Origin of the sequence: Streptomyces sp. 351MFTsu5.1, from assembly GCF_000383655.1 — a bacterium.
In the GTDB taxonomy this organism is placed as follows: Bacteria; Actinomycetota; Actinomycetes; order Streptomycetales; family Streptomycetaceae; genus Streptomyces; species Streptomyces griseorubiginosus.
On the sequence record NZ_KB911795.1, the window covers coordinates 1 to 14,778 of the forward strand.

16 protein-coding genes are annotated in these 14,778 nt (G+C 71.9%); 9 read left to right on the forward strand and 7 right to left on the reverse strand.

The window, feature by feature from the left end; translation table 11 throughout:
• Window positions 1–1,564, reverse strand: a 1,564-nt coding sequence (locus tag H295_RS0134655) for a BTAD domain-containing putative transcriptional regulator (protein WP_020139952.1), incomplete at its 3' end; no start/stop codon positions are given.
• A 698-nt stretch (window positions 1,565–2,262) separates the two neighbouring features.
• Here H295_RS0134655 and H295_RS0134660 point away from each other — a divergent pair.
• The gene (locus tag H295_RS0134660; protein ID WP_020139953.1) at window positions 2,263–3,033 is read left to right on the forward strand and encodes a site-2 protease family protein; all 771 of its coding nucleotides are present in this window, start codon (window positions 2,263–2,265) and stop codon (window positions 3,031–3,033) included.
• Here the strand turns inward: H295_RS0134660 and H295_RS0134665 are convergent.
• Window positions 3,015–3,194, reverse strand: a complete 180-nt coding sequence (locus H295_RS0134665; protein WP_020139954.1) for a hypothetical protein — start codon at window positions 3,192–3,194, stop codon at window positions 3,015–3,017. The two genes, H295_RS0134660 and H295_RS0134665, sit on opposite strands and share 19 nt — an antisense overlap.
• Before the next feature lie 113 nt (window positions 3,195–3,307).
• Complete coding sequence (gene npdG, locus H295_RS0134670) at window positions 3,308–4,012, reverse strand: NADPH-dependent F420 reductase (protein WP_020139955.1); 705 nt, start codon at window positions 4,010–4,012, stop codon at window positions 3,308–3,310.
• Between the two features lie 167 nt (window positions 4,013–4,179).
• Here npdG and H295_RS0134675 point away from each other — a divergent pair, with 167 nt between their 5' ends.
• Both H295_RS0134675 and H295_RS0134680 read left to right on the forward strand, forming a co-directional pair.
• Window positions 4,180–4,782, forward strand: a complete 603-nt coding sequence (locus H295_RS0134675; RefSeq protein WP_020139956.1) for a hypothetical protein — start codon at window positions 4,180–4,182, stop codon at window positions 4,780–4,782.
• A 100-nt stretch (window positions 4,783–4,882) separates the two neighbouring features.
• Window positions 4,883–6,181 carry an MFS transporter gene (locus H295_RS0134680; protein ID WP_020139957.1) on the forward strand — a complete coding sequence of 433 codons (1,299 nt, stop codon included), beginning with the start codon at window positions 4,883–4,885 and terminating at the stop codon, window positions 6,179–6,181.
• Here the strand turns inward: H295_RS0134680 and H295_RS0134685 are convergent, their stop codons facing one another.
• Window positions 6,182–6,412 (reverse strand): hypothetical protein, encoded by a 231-nt coding sequence (locus H295_RS0134685; RefSeq protein ID WP_020139958.1) that lies wholly within the window; start codon window positions 6,410–6,412, stop codon window positions 6,182–6,184.
• 58 nt (window positions 6,413–6,470) lie between these two features.
• Between H295_RS0134685 and map the strand changes: the two genes are divergently transcribed.
• Together map and H295_RS0134695 are read left to right on the forward strand one after the other, a co-directional pair.
• Entirely contained in the window at window positions 6,471–7,328 is an 858-nt protein-coding gene (gene map / locus H295_RS0134690) for a type I methionyl aminopeptidase (protein ID WP_020139959.1), read from the forward strand.
• Between the two features lie 117 nt (window positions 7,329–7,445).
• Window positions 7,446–8,093, forward strand: coding sequence for a heme oxygenase (biliverdin-producing) (locus H295_RS0134695; protein WP_020139960.1), 648 nt, complete (start codon window positions 7,446–7,448; stop codon window positions 8,091–8,093).
• Window positions 8,094–8,160: 67 nt separating this feature from the next.
• Here the strand turns inward: H295_RS0134695 and H295_RS0134700 are convergent, their stop codons facing one another.
• Window positions 8,161–8,817 carry a PhzF family phenazine biosynthesis protein gene (locus tag H295_RS0134700; protein ID WP_020139961.1) on the reverse strand — a complete coding sequence of 219 codons (657 nt, stop codon included), beginning with the start codon at window positions 8,815–8,817 and terminating at the stop codon, window positions 8,161–8,163.
• A gap of 172 nt (window positions 8,818–8,989) precedes the next feature.
• Here H295_RS0134700 and efeO point away from each other — a divergent pair, with 172 nt between their 5' ends.
• From efeO to H295_RS0134720, 4 genes are read left to right on the forward strand one after another with little or no spacing between them, the layout of a single operon-like run.
• Window positions 8,990–10,135, forward strand: coding sequence for an iron uptake system protein EfeO (efeO, locus tag H295_RS0134705; protein WP_020139962.1), 1,146 nt, complete (start codon window positions 8,990–8,992; stop codon window positions 10,133–10,135).
• A 10-nt stretch (window positions 10,136–10,145) separates the two neighbouring features.
• Window positions 10,146–11,387 carry an iron uptake transporter deferrochelatase/peroxidase subunit gene (gene efeB / locus H295_RS0134710; protein WP_020139963.1) on the forward strand — a complete coding sequence of 414 codons (1,242 nt, stop codon included), beginning with the start codon at window positions 10,146–10,148 and terminating at the stop codon, window positions 11,385–11,387.
• Window positions 11,388–11,390: 3 nt separating this feature from the next.
• On the forward strand, window positions 11,391–12,263 hold the full coding sequence (gene efeU, locus H295_RS0134715; RefSeq protein ID WP_020139964.1) for an iron uptake transporter permease EfeU: 873 nt from the start codon (window positions 11,391–11,393) through the stop codon (window positions 12,261–12,263).
• Window positions 12,223–13,224, forward strand: coding sequence for a hypothetical protein (locus tag H295_RS0134720; RefSeq protein ID WP_106961020.1), 1,002 nt, complete (start codon window positions 12,223–12,225; stop codon window positions 13,222–13,224). The genes efeU and H295_RS0134720 overlap by 41 nt, the downstream gene beginning before the upstream one ends.
• A 42-nt stretch (window positions 13,225–13,266) precedes the next feature.
• Here the strand turns inward: H295_RS0134720 and H295_RS0134725 are convergent, their stop codons facing one another.
• Together H295_RS0134725 and H295_RS0134730 are read right to left on the reverse strand one after the other, a co-directional pair.
• Entirely contained in the window at window positions 13,267–14,004 is a 738-nt protein-coding gene (locus H295_RS0134725) for a bifunctional DNA primase/polymerase (protein ID WP_020139966.1), read from the reverse strand.
• 102 nt (window positions 14,005–14,106) lie between these two features.
• Window positions 14,107–14,736: a TetR/AcrR family transcriptional regulator gene (locus H295_RS0134730; RefSeq protein WP_020139967.1), complete on the reverse strand. Its 630-nt coding sequence runs from the start codon at window positions 14,734–14,736 to the stop codon at window positions 14,107–14,109.
• Between the last annotated feature and the right edge of the window lie 42 nt (window positions 14,737–14,778).

Consider the following 14,778-nt stretch of genomic DNA (forward strand, 5'->3'; position numbering starts at 1 on the left):
CGTCGAGCAGGTCCCAGGACCAGTCGACGACGGCCCGCAGGGTCTGCTGCCGGGGCAGGACGGTACGGCTGCCGGAGGTCAGCAGCCGGAACCGGTCGTCGAGCCGGTCCGCGATCTGGCGCGGCGTCAGCATCCGCAGCCGGGCGGCGGCGAGCTCGATACCGAGGGGCAGCCCGTCGAGCCGCCGGCAGATCTCGGCGCACGCCTCCGGATCCTCCTCCACCCGGAACCCGGGCCTGGCCGCGGCCCCCCGGTCGGCGAGCAGCCGCAGTGCGACGGGCTGCGGCAGCGGCTCCACGGGACGCAGCAACTCCCCCGGCACACCGAGGGGTTCACGGCTGGTGGCCAGCACGGTCAGGCCCGGGCAGTGCTCAAGGAGCTTCTCCACCAGCCGGGCCGCCGCGTCGACGACATGCTCGCAGTTGTCGAGGATCAGCACCATCCGCCGCCTGCCGCAGTGCTCGGCGAGCCGCTCCACGGGATCGTCGTGCCGCTCGCTGCCGGCGGCTCGTATCGCCTCGGCACCGGCGCCGTACAGCACGGTCTCCCGGGCACCCACGGCGGTCAGCACCGCCTCGGGCACGGCGTCCGGATCGTCCACCGGAGCGAGTTCGGCCAGCCACACCCCGTCCCGGGCGGCCTCCCCCACGCTCTCCCCGGCCTCCTGCGACAACCGGGTCTTCCCGGCCCCGCCGGCCCCCAGCAGCGTGACGAGCCGCGCCCTCGCGAGGTCCCCGCGGATGGCCTCGATATCGGCTTCCCGCCCGACGAAGGAGGTGAGACGGGCGCGGAGGTTGCCGGCCGGCGGGCGGTGCGCACGGACCGGCTCCGGCTCGGGTTCCGGCTCCGATTGCAGCAACTCCCCGTGCAGGGAGCGCAGTTCGGGCCCCGGGTCCGCTCCCAGGCGGTCCGCGAGCAGCTGCCGTACGTCCTCGTAGGCGGCCAGCGCCTCCGCCGTACGGCCGGTGTCGCGCAGGGCGCGCAGCCGGAGGGCCTGGAGGGGCTCGTCCAGGGGGTGGCTGTCGCACAGGGCGGTCAGTTCCGGGAGCGAGTGCTCGGCCTGACCGAGGGCGAGCGCGGCGGCGTGACGGGCACGCAGGGCGTCCAGGCGCCTGGCCTCGGCCCGGGCCGCGTGGGCCGTGCGGTCGGGCAGGTCGGCCAGGGCCGGGCCGCGCCACAGGGCGAGGGCGTCGTCCAGGACCGCGGCGGCCTTCGCGGGGTCGTGGTCGGCGAGGGCGCGCGTGCCGTCGCCGACGAGCCGCTCGAAACGGTGCAGGTCGATGTCGTCCGGGGCGGCGGCCAGCCGGTAGCCGCCGTCCACCGACCCCACGGCCTCCGCCCCGAGCGCCCTCCTGAGCCGCCCCACCAGCGCCTGCACCGCGCCGGTCGCGTCGGCGGGCGGCTCCCCGTCCCACACCTCGTCCACGAGAACGCTCACCGGGACGGTACGGCCGGGCCGCAGCGCGAACACGGTCAGAAGAGCACGCAGCCGCGCACCACCGACGGAAACGGAGGTGCCGTCGGGGCGGAGTGCCTGGGTGGTGCCGAGGATGCGATAGCGCACGGTCCCATTGTCTCTGTTGAGGTCGGGGGCGGTCACGGAGTTATTGGCACGGGGTGTCGGGGGGGGTGAGGGGGTGCCGGGTTCGGTTGTTGGGCGGGTGCGGGTCCGTCGTGGCTGGTCGCGCCCCCGCTGCGCTGGGCTTGGGCCGGGCGCCTATGGGGGTGCCGGGTGCGGTTGTTCGGCGGGTGCGGATCCGTCGTGGCTGGTCGCGCAGTTCCCCGCGCCCCTGGGGAGTTGCAGTCGGCCTGCGCCATGAGGGGACCGTCAGCCGTCCCTGCCTGCCCCCCACCGGACCCTTCCGCCGCGCGCACCCGCCCCCACCGGACCGTTCCGCCGCGCGCGTCCGCCCCCACCGGAGGGTTGGCCGCGTACGGCGTGAAGGGGACGGGGTGGGGGGTGTCCGCCCGCAGCGGCCGGCGTCCGGAACCGGGCCCTGGGAAAGAGACCGAGGCGCCGGACCGAGGACGGACACCCCCCACCCCGGCACCGACCCACCCACCGGACGGAACGCGCTACGCACGCCCCCACCGAAGCCGGGCGGGCCGCCGCAGGCATTCAGGGGCGCGGGGAACTGCGCAAAACGCCCGCCCCCACCCACCCCGCAGACAACCGACAACCGGAACCCCCGCCCCACCCCCACACGTTCCCCCACATGCCCGGTACCGTCGGGCCGTCCCCCCGCGAGTACAGGGAGCCCCATGACCACCGCCACCACCCGCCACAGCGACCGGCGGATCAGCCCCGTGTTCCTCGGGATCGTCGCCGTCACGGCAGTGACCGGCTGGGCCACCTGGACCGGCTTCGCCGAGAAGCCCGGTATCGCCGTGTTCCTCTTCGTCACCGGCGCCTGGATCGTCTCCCTGTGCCTGCACGAGTACGCCCACGCCCGCACCGCGCTGCACAGCGGTGACATCACCATCGGCGCCAAGGGCTACCTCACGCTGAATCCTCTGAAATACACACACGCCCTGCTCAGCATCGTGCTCCCCGTCATCTTCGTGATCATGGGCGGCATCGGCCTCCCCGGCGGCGCGGTGTTCATCGAGCGCGACCGGATCCGCGGCCGCTGGCGGCACAGCCTGATCTCCGCGGCCGGCCCCCTCACCAACGTCCTGTTCGCGATCGCCTGCACGGCCCCGTTCTGGCTGCACGCCCTCGACGGCGTCCCCTGGGAGTTCCGCGTCGCGCTGGCCTTCCTCGCCCTGCTCCAGGTCTCCGCCGCGATCCTGAACTTCCTGCCGGTCCCGGGCCTGGACGGCTACGGCGTGATCGAGCCCTGGCTGTCCCACGGCGTCAAGCGCCAGATCGAACCCTTCGCGCCCTTCGGCCTGCTGTTCGTGTTCGCCCTGCTCTGGGTGCCCCAGGTCAACGCCGTGTTCTTCGACCTGGTCGACGCGGTCCTGCGCGGTCTCGGCGTCAGCGAGTACGACGCGTCGTACGGCTGGAGCCTCTACCGCTTCTGGAGCTGAGCGCCCCGCCCCCGCTTCAGGTAGTACCAGCACATGTTCGACGACAGCCCCGCCAGCAGGACCCACACGATCCCGAGCCAGCTGCCCTGGACGAAGGAGACGACCGCCGCGGCCACGGCGAGGAGGCAGACGGCGAGGGCGTAGAGGGCGAGGCGGGGCATGTCGACGGGCTCCTGTCAGGGGGACACTGCTGCACTGCGACGACCAGTGTCCCCCATCCCGTCACGTCCCCTCACGTCCCCTCGCGTCCCCCTCGCGTCCCCCTCGCGTCCCCTCACACGTCCGTGACCCGCAGCCCCGCATGCGCCTTGTACCGCCGGTTCACCGAGATCAGGTTGGCGACGAGCGCCTCGACCTGGTGGGCGTTGCGCAGCCGGCCCGCGAAGACGCCCCGCATCCCCGCGATGCGCCCGGCGAGCGCCTGGACGATCTCGACGTCCGCGCGCTCCTCGCCCAGCACCATCACATCGGTGTCGATCTCCTCGATCGCCGGGTCCTCGAGGAGTACCGCCGACAGGTGGTGGAAGGCGGCGGTGACCCGGGAGTCGGGAAGCAGGGCGGCCGCCTGTTCCGCCGCACTGCCCTCCTCCGGCTTCAGCGCGTACGCGCCCTTCTTGTCGAAGCCGAGCGGGTTGACGCAGTCGACGACGAGCTTGCCCGCGAGGTCCGCGCGGAGGGACTCCAGGGTCTTGCCGTGGCCCTCCCAGGGCACGGCGACGATCACGATGTCACTGCGGCGCGCGGTCTCGGCGTTGTCGGCGCCCTCGACGCCGTGGCCGAGTTCGGCGGCGGCGGCCTGCGCGCGGTCGGCGGCCCGGGAGCCGATGATCACCTTCTGTCCGGCCCTGGCGAGCCGGTAGGCGAGGCCCTTGCCCTGAGGGCCGGTTCCGCCGAGCACGCCGACGACGAGCCCGGAGACGTCGGGGAGGTCCCACGGGTCCTTGGCGGGAGCCTTCTGTGCACTGTCGCTAGAGGTCATGGGCCGACCTTACGTGCGCCCCGCCGACCCGGGCCGCCCAGGTGGGCTGCGTCACGGACGCCCACCGGAACACACATGGGAACGCCCGCCGCCCGCCTTGCCCGGTTCGGGGGAATCCGGGGTGAACCGCCGGTCGCTACGGACCGGTTGAGGCAGTATGCGGCTCCATGGACGCCGTACGGGTCGCGTTGTTGCGCGAGGTGCTCGCCGGGACCGAGTGGTGGGGGGCCACCCGCCGTTTCGGGGGTGTGCTGCGCGGTTCCGTGGTCTCGCACGGGGGCGGTCTGCTCCTGGTCGGCACCCCGGAGTACGAGCCGTGGCACCTGGCGGCCCATCTGGTGGACGAGGCGGCGTGGTCGGGAACTCCGGAGCTGGCCCCGACTCTCGTACGGCACGACGCGCGCCCCTCCGACCCCGCGCACCTGTCCGTCGGTCCCGGCCGGCTGGCCGCGGCCCGGCGCGGTGAGACCCTCCTCGTGGTCTCCCCGGCCGACCCGGACGCCCCGCTGCTGGAGCACGTCCACGACGCCCGGCGGGCCGGTGCGACGATCCTCGCCCTGGGGCCGGACGAGGGTGAGCTCCCCGCGATGGCCCATGAGTCGCTCGCCGTGCCGGAGGGCACGGAGCTGGACCTGGACACCGTGCAGCACCTGGTCAGTGCGGCGGCCGGGGAGAACGCGGTGCCCGCCCCGCGGGGCCAACGGCGTTGGTGGGACCGCCTCTCCCGGCTGGCCGACCACCTGACGGCCCCGCCGCCGACCCGCTGGTGAGCAGGCGCGGCCGACCCGCCGGTGAGCGTGGCCGCGGCCGGGGCCGGCGGCCCGAAAAGCGGTTGCCCGTGCCGAGTCCGTGCCCGGACCATGGCCCTTCGTGACCGACGACATCCCCGAACCCCCTTCCGGCCTCCGTGCGCTGCTCCCGGACCTCGCCCCCTGGCGGGCCTCCCGGGACTTCCGGCGGCTCTGGTACTCGGGGCTGATCTCGAACTTCGGCAGCTTCCTGACCTTCGTCGCGCTGCCGGTGCAGCTGAAGGAGCTCACCGGTTCGGCCGCGGCGGTGGGTGCGATCGGTGCCGTGGAGCTGGTCCCGCTGCTCGTGTTCGGTCTGTACGGCGGCGCGCTCGCCGATGCCTGGGACAAGCGGAAGCTGATCGTGTGGACGGAGGTCGGCCAGGGTCTGCTGAGCGCGGTTCTGCTGCTGAACGCGCTGCTGCCGGAGCCCGCCGTGTGGCCGCTGTACGTCGTCGCCGCGCTGTCCTCCGGCCTGGTCTCGGTGCAGCGCCCGGCGCTGGACTCGCTGTGGCCGCGGATCGTGGCGCACGACCACCTGCCGGCGGCGGCCTCGCTGAACTCCTTCCGCTGGACGGTCGGCGGGGTCGCGGGACCGGCCCTGGCGGGTGTGGTGGTGGCCTACGCGGGGCTCGGCTGGGCGTACGGCGCCGACCTGCTGACGTTTCTCGTCTCGGTCGCGCTGGTGGTGCGGATCGCGGCCGCCCCCGCCTCCCACGAGGCGGCCAGGCCGTCGCTGCGGGCCATCGCGGAGGGTGCCCGGTACGCGTGGAGCCGCAAGGAGCTGCTCGGCACCTACGCCGTCGACCTGGCGGCGATGTTCCTGGCGATGCCGCTGGCCGTGCTGCCGTTCCTCGCGGACGAGCTGGACGCCGAGTGGTCGCTGGGCCTGATGTACGCGTCCGTCCCGCTGGGCGCGCTGCTGGTGAGCCTGGTCAGCGGCTGGACCGGGCGGATCCACCGGCACGGGCGGATGGTGGTGCTGGCCGCGGCGCTGTGGGGTCTGGCGATCGCGGCGGCCGGGGTGATGAGCAACGTCTGGCTGGTCCTGCTGTTCCTGACCGTGGCGGGCGGCTGCGACATGGTCAGCGGGATCTTCCGGGGGATCATGTGGAACCAGACGATCCCGGACGAGCTGCGGGGGCGGCTCGCCGGGATCGAACTGCTGTCGTACTCGGTGGGCCCGACCGTCGGCCAGGTGCGCAGCGGTGGTTTCGCCGCGTGGTGGGGTGTACGGGCCTCGGTCTGGTCGGGCGGGGTGCTGTGCGCGGGGGCGGTGGGCCTGCTGGCCCTGTGTCTGCCGAAGCTGATGACGTACGACGCCCGCACGGACGAGCACGCGGCCCGGGTCAGGGAACAGCGGGCCGCCGCCCGGGTCTGATCAGTCGTCCTCGCGGCCCCCCGCCGGGGCGTCGTGCCACTTGGGGTCGTTCTCCCACTCCAGGTTGCGCTCGCGTGCCGTCTCCATCGCGTGCTCGGCCTCCGCGCGGCTCGCGTAGGGGCCGAAGCGGTCCTTGGCCGGGCAGTCCGGCCCCTCCTCGACCCGCTTGTGCTGGAGGCAGTAGTACCACTCGCCCGGCTTGCCGGCCGTGCGCTTCTTGAACAAGGGCATGTCCCGCTCCTCTCGCCACCGACATGTTCCCCCATCGGCGCTGGATAGACTCGTCGGCATGTCTGGCCAGTCACTGCTCGTGCCCGGGGCGCTGTCCCCCACCCGTTCCGTGCCCGGAAACATCCGTCGCCCCGAGTACGTCGGCAAGCCCGCGCCGCGGCCGTACACGGGTCCCGAGGTGCAGACCCCGGAGACCGTAGAGGCGATGCGGGTCGCCGGCCGTATCGCGGCGCGGGCGATGGAGGAGGCGGCGAAGCTGATCGCGCCCGGGGTGACCACCGACGAACTGGACAAGGTGGCGCACGAGTACATGTGCGACCACGGCGCCTACCCGTCGACGCTCGGCTACCGGGGCTTCCCGAAGTCCCTGTGCACGAGCGTCAACGAGGTGATCTGCCACGGCATCCCGGACTCCACGGTGCTGCGCGACGGCGACATCATCAACCTCGACGTGACGGCGTACATCGGCGGGGTGCACGGCGACAACAACGCGACGTACCTGGTCGGGGACGTGGACGAGGAGAGCCGGCTGCTGGTCGAGCGCACCCGGGAGTCGCTGAGCCGCGCGATCAAGGCGGTCAGGCCGGGCCGCCAGATCAACATCATCGGCCGGGTGATCGAGTCGTACGCGAAGCGCTTCGGCTACGGCGTGGTCCGTGACTTCACGGGCCACGGCATCAACTCGTCGTTCCACTCGGGGCTGATCATCCCGCACTACGACAGTCCGCACGCGACGACGGTGATGCGGCCCGGGATGACCTTCACGATCGAGCCGATGCTGACGCTCGGCACGCACGAGTACGACATGTGGGACGACGGCTGGACGGTCGTCACGAAGGACCGCAAGCGCACGGCCCAGTTCGAGCACACGCTGGTGGTGACGGAGACGGGGGCGGAGATCCTGACGCTGCCCTGACCGGGACCGGACCGGACCCGCCCTCTGCCGGGGGCGGGTTTTTCTTGTACGGTTTTACCGACAGAGCGTCGGTAAACCTATTGACTTAGGTAAGCCTAACTTCAGAGGATGTCCTGTATGGACTCGTTCTCGACACTCATCCGTACCGCGTCCCACGAGCAGCACGTGGAGGCGGAGACCTCGACGTTCATGAGCGACCTGCTGGGCGGCCGGCTGGGCGTGCAGGCGTACGCCCGCTACACCGAGCAGCTGTGGTTCGTCTACGAGGCGCTGGAGACCGGCACCGACAGGCTGGCGTCGGATCCGGTGGCGGGCGCGTTCATCCGGCCGGAGCTGTTCCGGCTGCGGGCGCTGGAGCGGGACCTGGCGCACCTGCGCGGGCCGCGATGGCGTGCGGGACTGTCGGCGCTGCCCGCCACGCGGGCGTACGCGGACCGGGTGCGCGAGTGCGCCGAGACCTGGCCCGCGGGTTACATCGCCCACCACTACACGCGCTACCTCGGCGATCTCTCCGGCGGCCAGATCATCCGGGACAGGGCGGAGAGGACCTGGGGCTTCGAGAAGAAGGGCGACGGCGTCCGCTTCTACGTCTTCGAGGAGATCCCCAACCCCGCCGCCTTCAAGCGGGGTTATCGCGAGCTGCTGGACGCGGTCCGTGCGGACGACCTGGAGAAGCAGCGCGTGGTGGCCGAGTGCAGGAAGGCGTTCGCCCTGAACACGACCGTCTTCCGGGCTCTGGGCGAGGAGTTCCCGCTCAGCGCCTAGGGCTCGGCGGCGGATCAGGCCGGCCGCGGGGAACCGTGCCGATGCCTGCATGTTCCGCCGGACAGGCCTAGCGTTCCGGCTGGCGTTCCAGGACGACGCGGCCTCCGATCTCGACCCAGCCGTACGGCTGGGGGGCGGTGAGGATCTGGGAGCCCGCGCCCTGGGTGATGTTCAGGGCCCGGCCCAGTTCGTCGGTCAGCTGGAGGGCCGCCGCTCCGGTCGCCTCGTCCTCGTCGACCCCGTCGCCCCGGCCGGGGAATCCCCTGGCCCGGATCCGGCCGGCGGCCTCGTCCTCCCACGCCCAGGCGTAGATCCACTCACCGGCGGGAGGGACGACCAGGTCGTCGACCTCGGCGGCGGAGCCGTACTGCCGGAACGTCCGCGGGGCCGCCCACTCCGCCCGCGCCTCGATCCAGCTGAACTCGCCGTCGAGCCGCGCTCCCACGACCCCGGCGGCCGTGACGAGTTCGGGCACGTCGAGCAGCCAGGCCACGCCGACGCACGGGTAACCCGCGAACGCGAGCCGCGCGGAGGGCGTGTAGATGTCGATGACACCGCGCTCGGGGTCGTCCACGAACACGGTCTCGCTGAAGCCGAGTTTGGCGGCGAACTCCTGCCGCTCGTCCCGCTCCGGCAGTACGGATCCCTCACGGACGACGCCCAGCTCGTTGCCGTAGCCGCCGTTCGGCGCGCAGAAGACGCGCAGCACGTCGTAGTCACTCACGGGGGAATTGAAGCACCCGCGCCAGGCCGGTCATGCAGGCGCGAGGGTCACGCGGCATCCCCGACCCACCCCCTTTGAATCTCCCTTGACTTGCCCTTGACGATTATTTTAAGCCATTTTCAGGTAAGGCTCAGATAAGTTAGGCGAGCCTCACCAACCCTCAGGAGCTTGCATGCGTGCCGTCAGACTGTCCCTCGTCACCGCCACCGCCGTGGCGGCCCTCACCGCCGTCTCGGGGTGCACGGAGAAGGGAAGCTCCGGCGAGAGCGACCGCGTGATCGACGTGACCGCCACCGACAGCAAGTGCGAGGTCTCCAAGAAGGAGTTCCCGGCCGGCCACGTGGAGCTGGCCATCGAGAACAAGGGCTCCAAGGTCACCGAGGTCTACGTCCTCTTCCCGGACGACCGGATCGTCACCGAGCGCGAGAACATCGGCCCCGGCACCAAGCACAAGGTCACCGCCGAGGTGAAGGCCGGCGACTACACGATCGCCTGCAAGCCCGGCATGAAGGGCGACGGCATCCGCCAGGCCGTGAAGGCCACCGGCGGGAGTGCCGCCAAGCGCGACCCGCGGCTCGACTCGGCCGTCGCCGCCTACCGCCAGTACGCGCAGGAGCAGGCCGACGCCACGCTGCCGCTGGCCAAGACGTTCGCCGCCGCCGTCAAGGCCGGGAACCTCGAAGCCGCCAAGAAGGCCTACGCCCCCTCCCGCATCGGCTGGGAGCGCACCGAGCCGGTCGCGGAGTCCTTCGGTGACATCGACCCCAAGGTCGATGTCCGCGAGGACGGCCTGGAGGACGGCCAGAAGTGGACCGGCTGGCACCGCCTCGAGAAGTCCCTCTGGCAGGACAAGAAGATCACCGCCGCGGACAAGACCCTCGCGGACCAGCTGATCACCGACCTCACCGACTGGCAGAAGCGGGTCGGCAAGGCCGACATCACCCCGACCTCCATGGCCAACGGCGCCAAGGAACTCCTCGACGAGGTCGCCACCGGCAAGGTCACCGGCGAGGAGGAGCGCTACTCCCACACCGACCTCGTCGACTTCAAGGCCAACGTCGAGGGCGCCGAGAAGTCCTACGAGCTGCTGAAGCCGGTCGCCCAGGAGAACAACAAGGCCCTGGTCACCGAGCTGGACAAGCAGTTCGCCGCCCTGAACACGCTGCTCGACAAGTACCGCGCCGACAAGACGTCGTACGACTTCACCTCGTACGACAAGGTCGGCGACGCCGATCGCAAGCAGCTGTCGGACGGGGTGAACGCGCTCGCCGAGCCGCTGTCCAAGCTCGCCGCCGCCGTCGTCACCAAGTCCTCCTGAGGCAGGGGCCATGACCGACGCAGACAAGGCCCCGGCTCCCTCGCGCCGCGCGCTCATCGGCTGGGGCGGAGCCGGGCTCGCGCTCGGTGCCGCCGCGGCCGGGGGCGCCGTCGCGCTGACCCGGGACGGCGACGACCTCCAGCCGACGGCCGCCGAGGCGGGCGCCGCCGTCGACTTCCACGGCACCCACCAGGCCGGTATTGCCACGCCTGTGCAGGACCGGCTGCACTTCGCCGCGTTCGACGTGACGACCGAGGACCGCGCCGAGTTCGTGCAGATGCTCAAGGACTGGACGGCCGCGGCCCGGCGGATGACCGAGGGCAAGGCGGTCGGCGAGGGGGCGTACGGCGGTCTCGCCGAGGCGCCGCCGGACGACACCGGGGAGGCCCTGGGGCTGAAGCCGTCGCGGCTGACGCTCACCCTCGGCTTCGGCCCGTCCCTGTTCGAGAAGTTCGACCTGGCGGGGCAGCGGCCCGAGGCGCTCGTGGACCTCCCGCAGTTCGCCGGGGACAACCTCGACAAAAACCGCAGCGGCGGCGACCTGTGCGTGCAGGCCTGTGCGGACGACCCGCAGGTCGCGGTGCACGCGATCCGCAACCTGGCCCGGATCGGCTTCGGCAAGGTCGTCATCAAGTGGTCGCAGCTCGGCTTCGGCAAGACGTCCTCGACCACGCCCGACGCGCAGACCCCGCGCAACCTGATGGGCTTCAAGGACGGCACCCGCAACATCGCGGGCACCGAGACGGACCGGCTGGAGAAGTTCGTCTGGGCCGAGGGGCCCGGCTGGATGAAGGGCGGCTCCTATCTCGTCGCCCGCCGGATCCGCATGCACATCGAGACCTGGGACCGCACCTCGCTCCAGGAGCAGGAGGACGTCTTCGGCCGCGACAAGGGCGAGGGCGCCCCGGTCGGCAAGGCCAAGGAGCGCGACAAGCCGTTCCTGCCGGCGATGAAGCCCGACGCGCACGTCCGGCTCGCGCACCCCGACTCCAACGGCGGGGCGACGATCCTGCGCCGCGGCTACTCCTTCACCGACGGCACCGACGGTCTGGGCCGGCTGGACGCGGGGCTGTTCTTCCTGGCGTACATGAAGGACGTCCGCGAGGGCTTCATCCGCATTCAGCGCCATCTGGCCACCGACGCGCTCAACGAGTACATCCAGCACGTGGGTTCGGCGGTCTTCGCCGTCCCGCCCGGCGTCCGCGACAAGGACGACTGGTGGGGCCGCACGCTGTTCTCCAAGGAGGCCTGACCCGTGTTCTCCAACTACCTGATCGGTCTGCGCGAGGGCCTGGAAGCCTCTCTCGTCGTCTGCATCCTCATCGCCTATCTGGTGAAGACGGGCCGCAGGGACGCCCTCAGGCCCATCTGGACCGGCATCGGGGTCGCGGTGGCGCTCGCCCTCGGTTTCGGCTGCGCGCTCGAATTCGGCTCCCAGGAGCTGACGTTCGAGGCCCAGGAGGCGCTCGGCGGCTCCCTGTCGGTCCTCGCGGTCGCCCTGGTGACGTGGATGGTCTTCTGGATGAAGCGGACCGCCCGGCACCTGAAGTCCGAACTGCACGACAAGCTGGACGTCGCCCTCCAGATGGGCACGGGCGCGCTGGTCGCCACCGCGTTCCTCGCCGTCGGCCGCGAGGGCCTGGAGACCTCCCTGTTCGTGTGGACGTCCGTGCACGCGGCCGGCGACGGCACCCCGCGCCCGCTGATCGGGGCGGCCCTGGGCATCCTCACGGCGGTCGTCCTGGGCTGGCTGTTCTACCGCGGCGCCCTGCGCATCAACCTCTCCACGTTCTTCACCTGGACCGGCGGCATGCTGGTCGTGGTGGCCGCGGGCGTGCTGGCGTACGGCTTCCACGACCTCCAGGAGGCGAACTGGCTTCCCGGCCTGTACGACAAGCTCTTCGACATCAGCGACACCATCCCGCCGGACAGCTGGTACGGCACCCTCCTCAAGGGCGTGTTCAACTTCCAGCCGGACCCGACGAAGCTTCAGGTCACGGTGTGGCTGCTGTACTTGATCCCCACGCTCGTGCTGTTCCTGCTCCCGGTAGGGTTCGCCTCCGGGAAGGGGAAGGTGAAGGCACCTGATGAGCAGGGATCGCGGCCCTCGAAGGCCCCGCAGGCTTGACCGGAGCGCGCTGACAGCAGTCTCGGTGACCGCTTTGTCGATGACGGCGAGCGGATGCGTGGTGGTGCACGGCGAGCGGGAGGTGCTGCCCGCCACCACCAAGGCGGAGGCCGCCAAGGCACTGGAGCAGTTCACGAACGCGTACAACGCGGCGGACAAGGCGTACGACAGCTCGCTGGACGCCGCGCATGTCACCGGCGCGCTCGGCGCCATCGACGCGGCGCGGCTGAAGGCGGGGAAGACGACCAGCCCAGGCGGCAACACCACGCACACCCCGCTGAAGCTGTCGGACGTCACGTACACCATCCCGAAGAAGGCGGGCTGGCCGCGCTGGTTCGTCGCCGACGCGGCCGGCAACAAGGGCGGCACCGCGCGCTGGCTGCTGGTGTTCACCCGCAACGGCGTGAACGAGCCGTTCCAGGTGGCGTATCTGACGCTGGTGGCCGAGGGCAAGGTGCCGGAGTTCAAGAAGGACGCCGACGGCTGGGCCGAGGCGGTTCCGGCGAACTCGGCCGACCTGGCCGCCGCGCCCGAGGAGCTGAGCAAGGACTACGCGGGCTATCTGAAGGACGGCGGGGACGTCTTCGCGGACGGCGCCCACACCAGCGGGTGGCGGGCGGACCGGGCGAAGGGCGCCACCCGGCCGGGACTGGCCACCCAGTACATCGACGAACCGCTGACGAACGACGCCTACGCCCCGCTGGCGCTGCGCACCGCGGACGGCGGGGCGCTGGTGTTCTTCGCCACGCACCACTACGTGAAGCAGACGGCACACGTCGGTACGGCGATCCCCTCCCCCGGCGAGGCCGCGCTCGCGCTGACCAAGGGCGAGATCAAGCAGTCGCTGACGATGGAGTTCGTCTCCAACGAGGTGGCTCTCGACCCGGCGAAGGGCGCGGACGGCGGGAAGGTCGCCGTGCTCGGGCGGATCCAGGGGCTGACGTCCGCGGAGGGGTCGTAGCGGCTCGTAGCGCGCAGGGTCCTGGCGGGCCTTGAGGAGCCGCTACCGGCGCAGGGGCCAGGCCGTGTTCGCGGGGTCCGGTTCCTGGCCGGCGTGCCGGGCGCAGGCGTCGGTGAGGAACTCCAGCAGGCTCAGCGGGTCGGGCAGCGGGTGCTCGGGGCCGCGGACCCAGTGCACGGCCTGGTCGCCGGGCAGCCGGGCGGGCGGTACGAGGACGTAGGAGCCGCGGCAGTGCCAGCGCAGGCCGGGGTGTTCGTCCGCCGTCTCGGGGTGGCAGTCCAGCTCGCACGGCCACCACTCGTCCTCGTCCTCGGGGGTGCCGCGGGTGAGGGTGAAGAAGAGGAGCCGGCCGTCGTCGCTCTCGGCGACCGGGCCGACCTCGACGCCGGCGGCGTGCAGCCGCTCCAGGGCCTCCTGGCCGGCCTCCAGGGGGACGTCCAGGACGTCGTGGACCATGCCGGTGGCGGTGATGAAGTTGGCCTGGGGCTGGTTCCGGGACCAGCGCTCGATCTGCGCCCGGTCGGTGGTCGACTGGGTCTGCCAGGCGAAGGACACGGGGTGCCGCGCGGGCGTGGGACAGCCGACGCGGTCGCACGAACACCGGTAGTCGGCGGTGGGATACGCGGCGGGCGCGAGCGGAAGTCCCGCGGAGGCGGCGGCCAGCAGCAGGGACTCACGGCCGCCGTCGTCCGCGGCGGCGGCCTCCTTGGGCCGGCGTCCGCGCAGCCACTGGGAGAGTTTGCCCTGCAGGCCCGTCCGGCCCCCCGACTCCGCGCTCATCTATCGCCCTCGCCTCGCTGTCGTCCAAACAGCATGCCTTATGGTCCCATCTTCCTCCGCTTCGGGGGGCCCGGAGCGGATATGTGCGGGGGCTCAGCGGGCTCAGCGGGGGGCGAGGCCGTGCAGGGCGTAGTCGACGAGGGTGTCGGTGTAGTCGTAGGAGATCGGGCCGGTGTACTGGAGCCAGCGCTGGGCGAGCGGGGAGACCCAGAGTTCGAGGGCGATGCGGGGGTCGACCTCGGGGCGCACCTGGCCGGCCTCCTGGGCGGCGCGCACGCGGTCGACGTACAACTGGAGCGAGGGTTCGAGGAGTTTGGCCACGAAGACGCGGCCGACCTGCTCGTTGACGACGCCTTCGGCGGCCAGGGCGCGGGAGGGGGCCTCGAAGCGGGGGTCCTTGAGCTGGTCGACGGTCATGCGCAGGACGGCCTTGAGGTCCGCGGCGAGGTCTCCCGTGTCGGGGATGGCGTACGGCTCGCCGGGGGCGGCCTCCTGTGCGGCCTGCTCGCTCAGGTCGAGGAAGGCCTCCAGCAGTACCTCCGCCTTCGAGGACCACCAGCGGTAGATGGTCTGCTTGCCGACGCCCGCGCGGGCGGCGATGCCCTCGACGGTGGTCCGGGGGTAGCCGACCTCGGCGACGAGGTCGAGGGCGGCGTCGTAGATGGCACGACGGGACTTCTCACTGCGGCGGGTGGCGTCGGGGGCGGGCTGCTTGGACTTCTGGGTGGCCATGGGGCGAACCTACCAGCTGACAAGACGGTGCGTCTCGCGGAG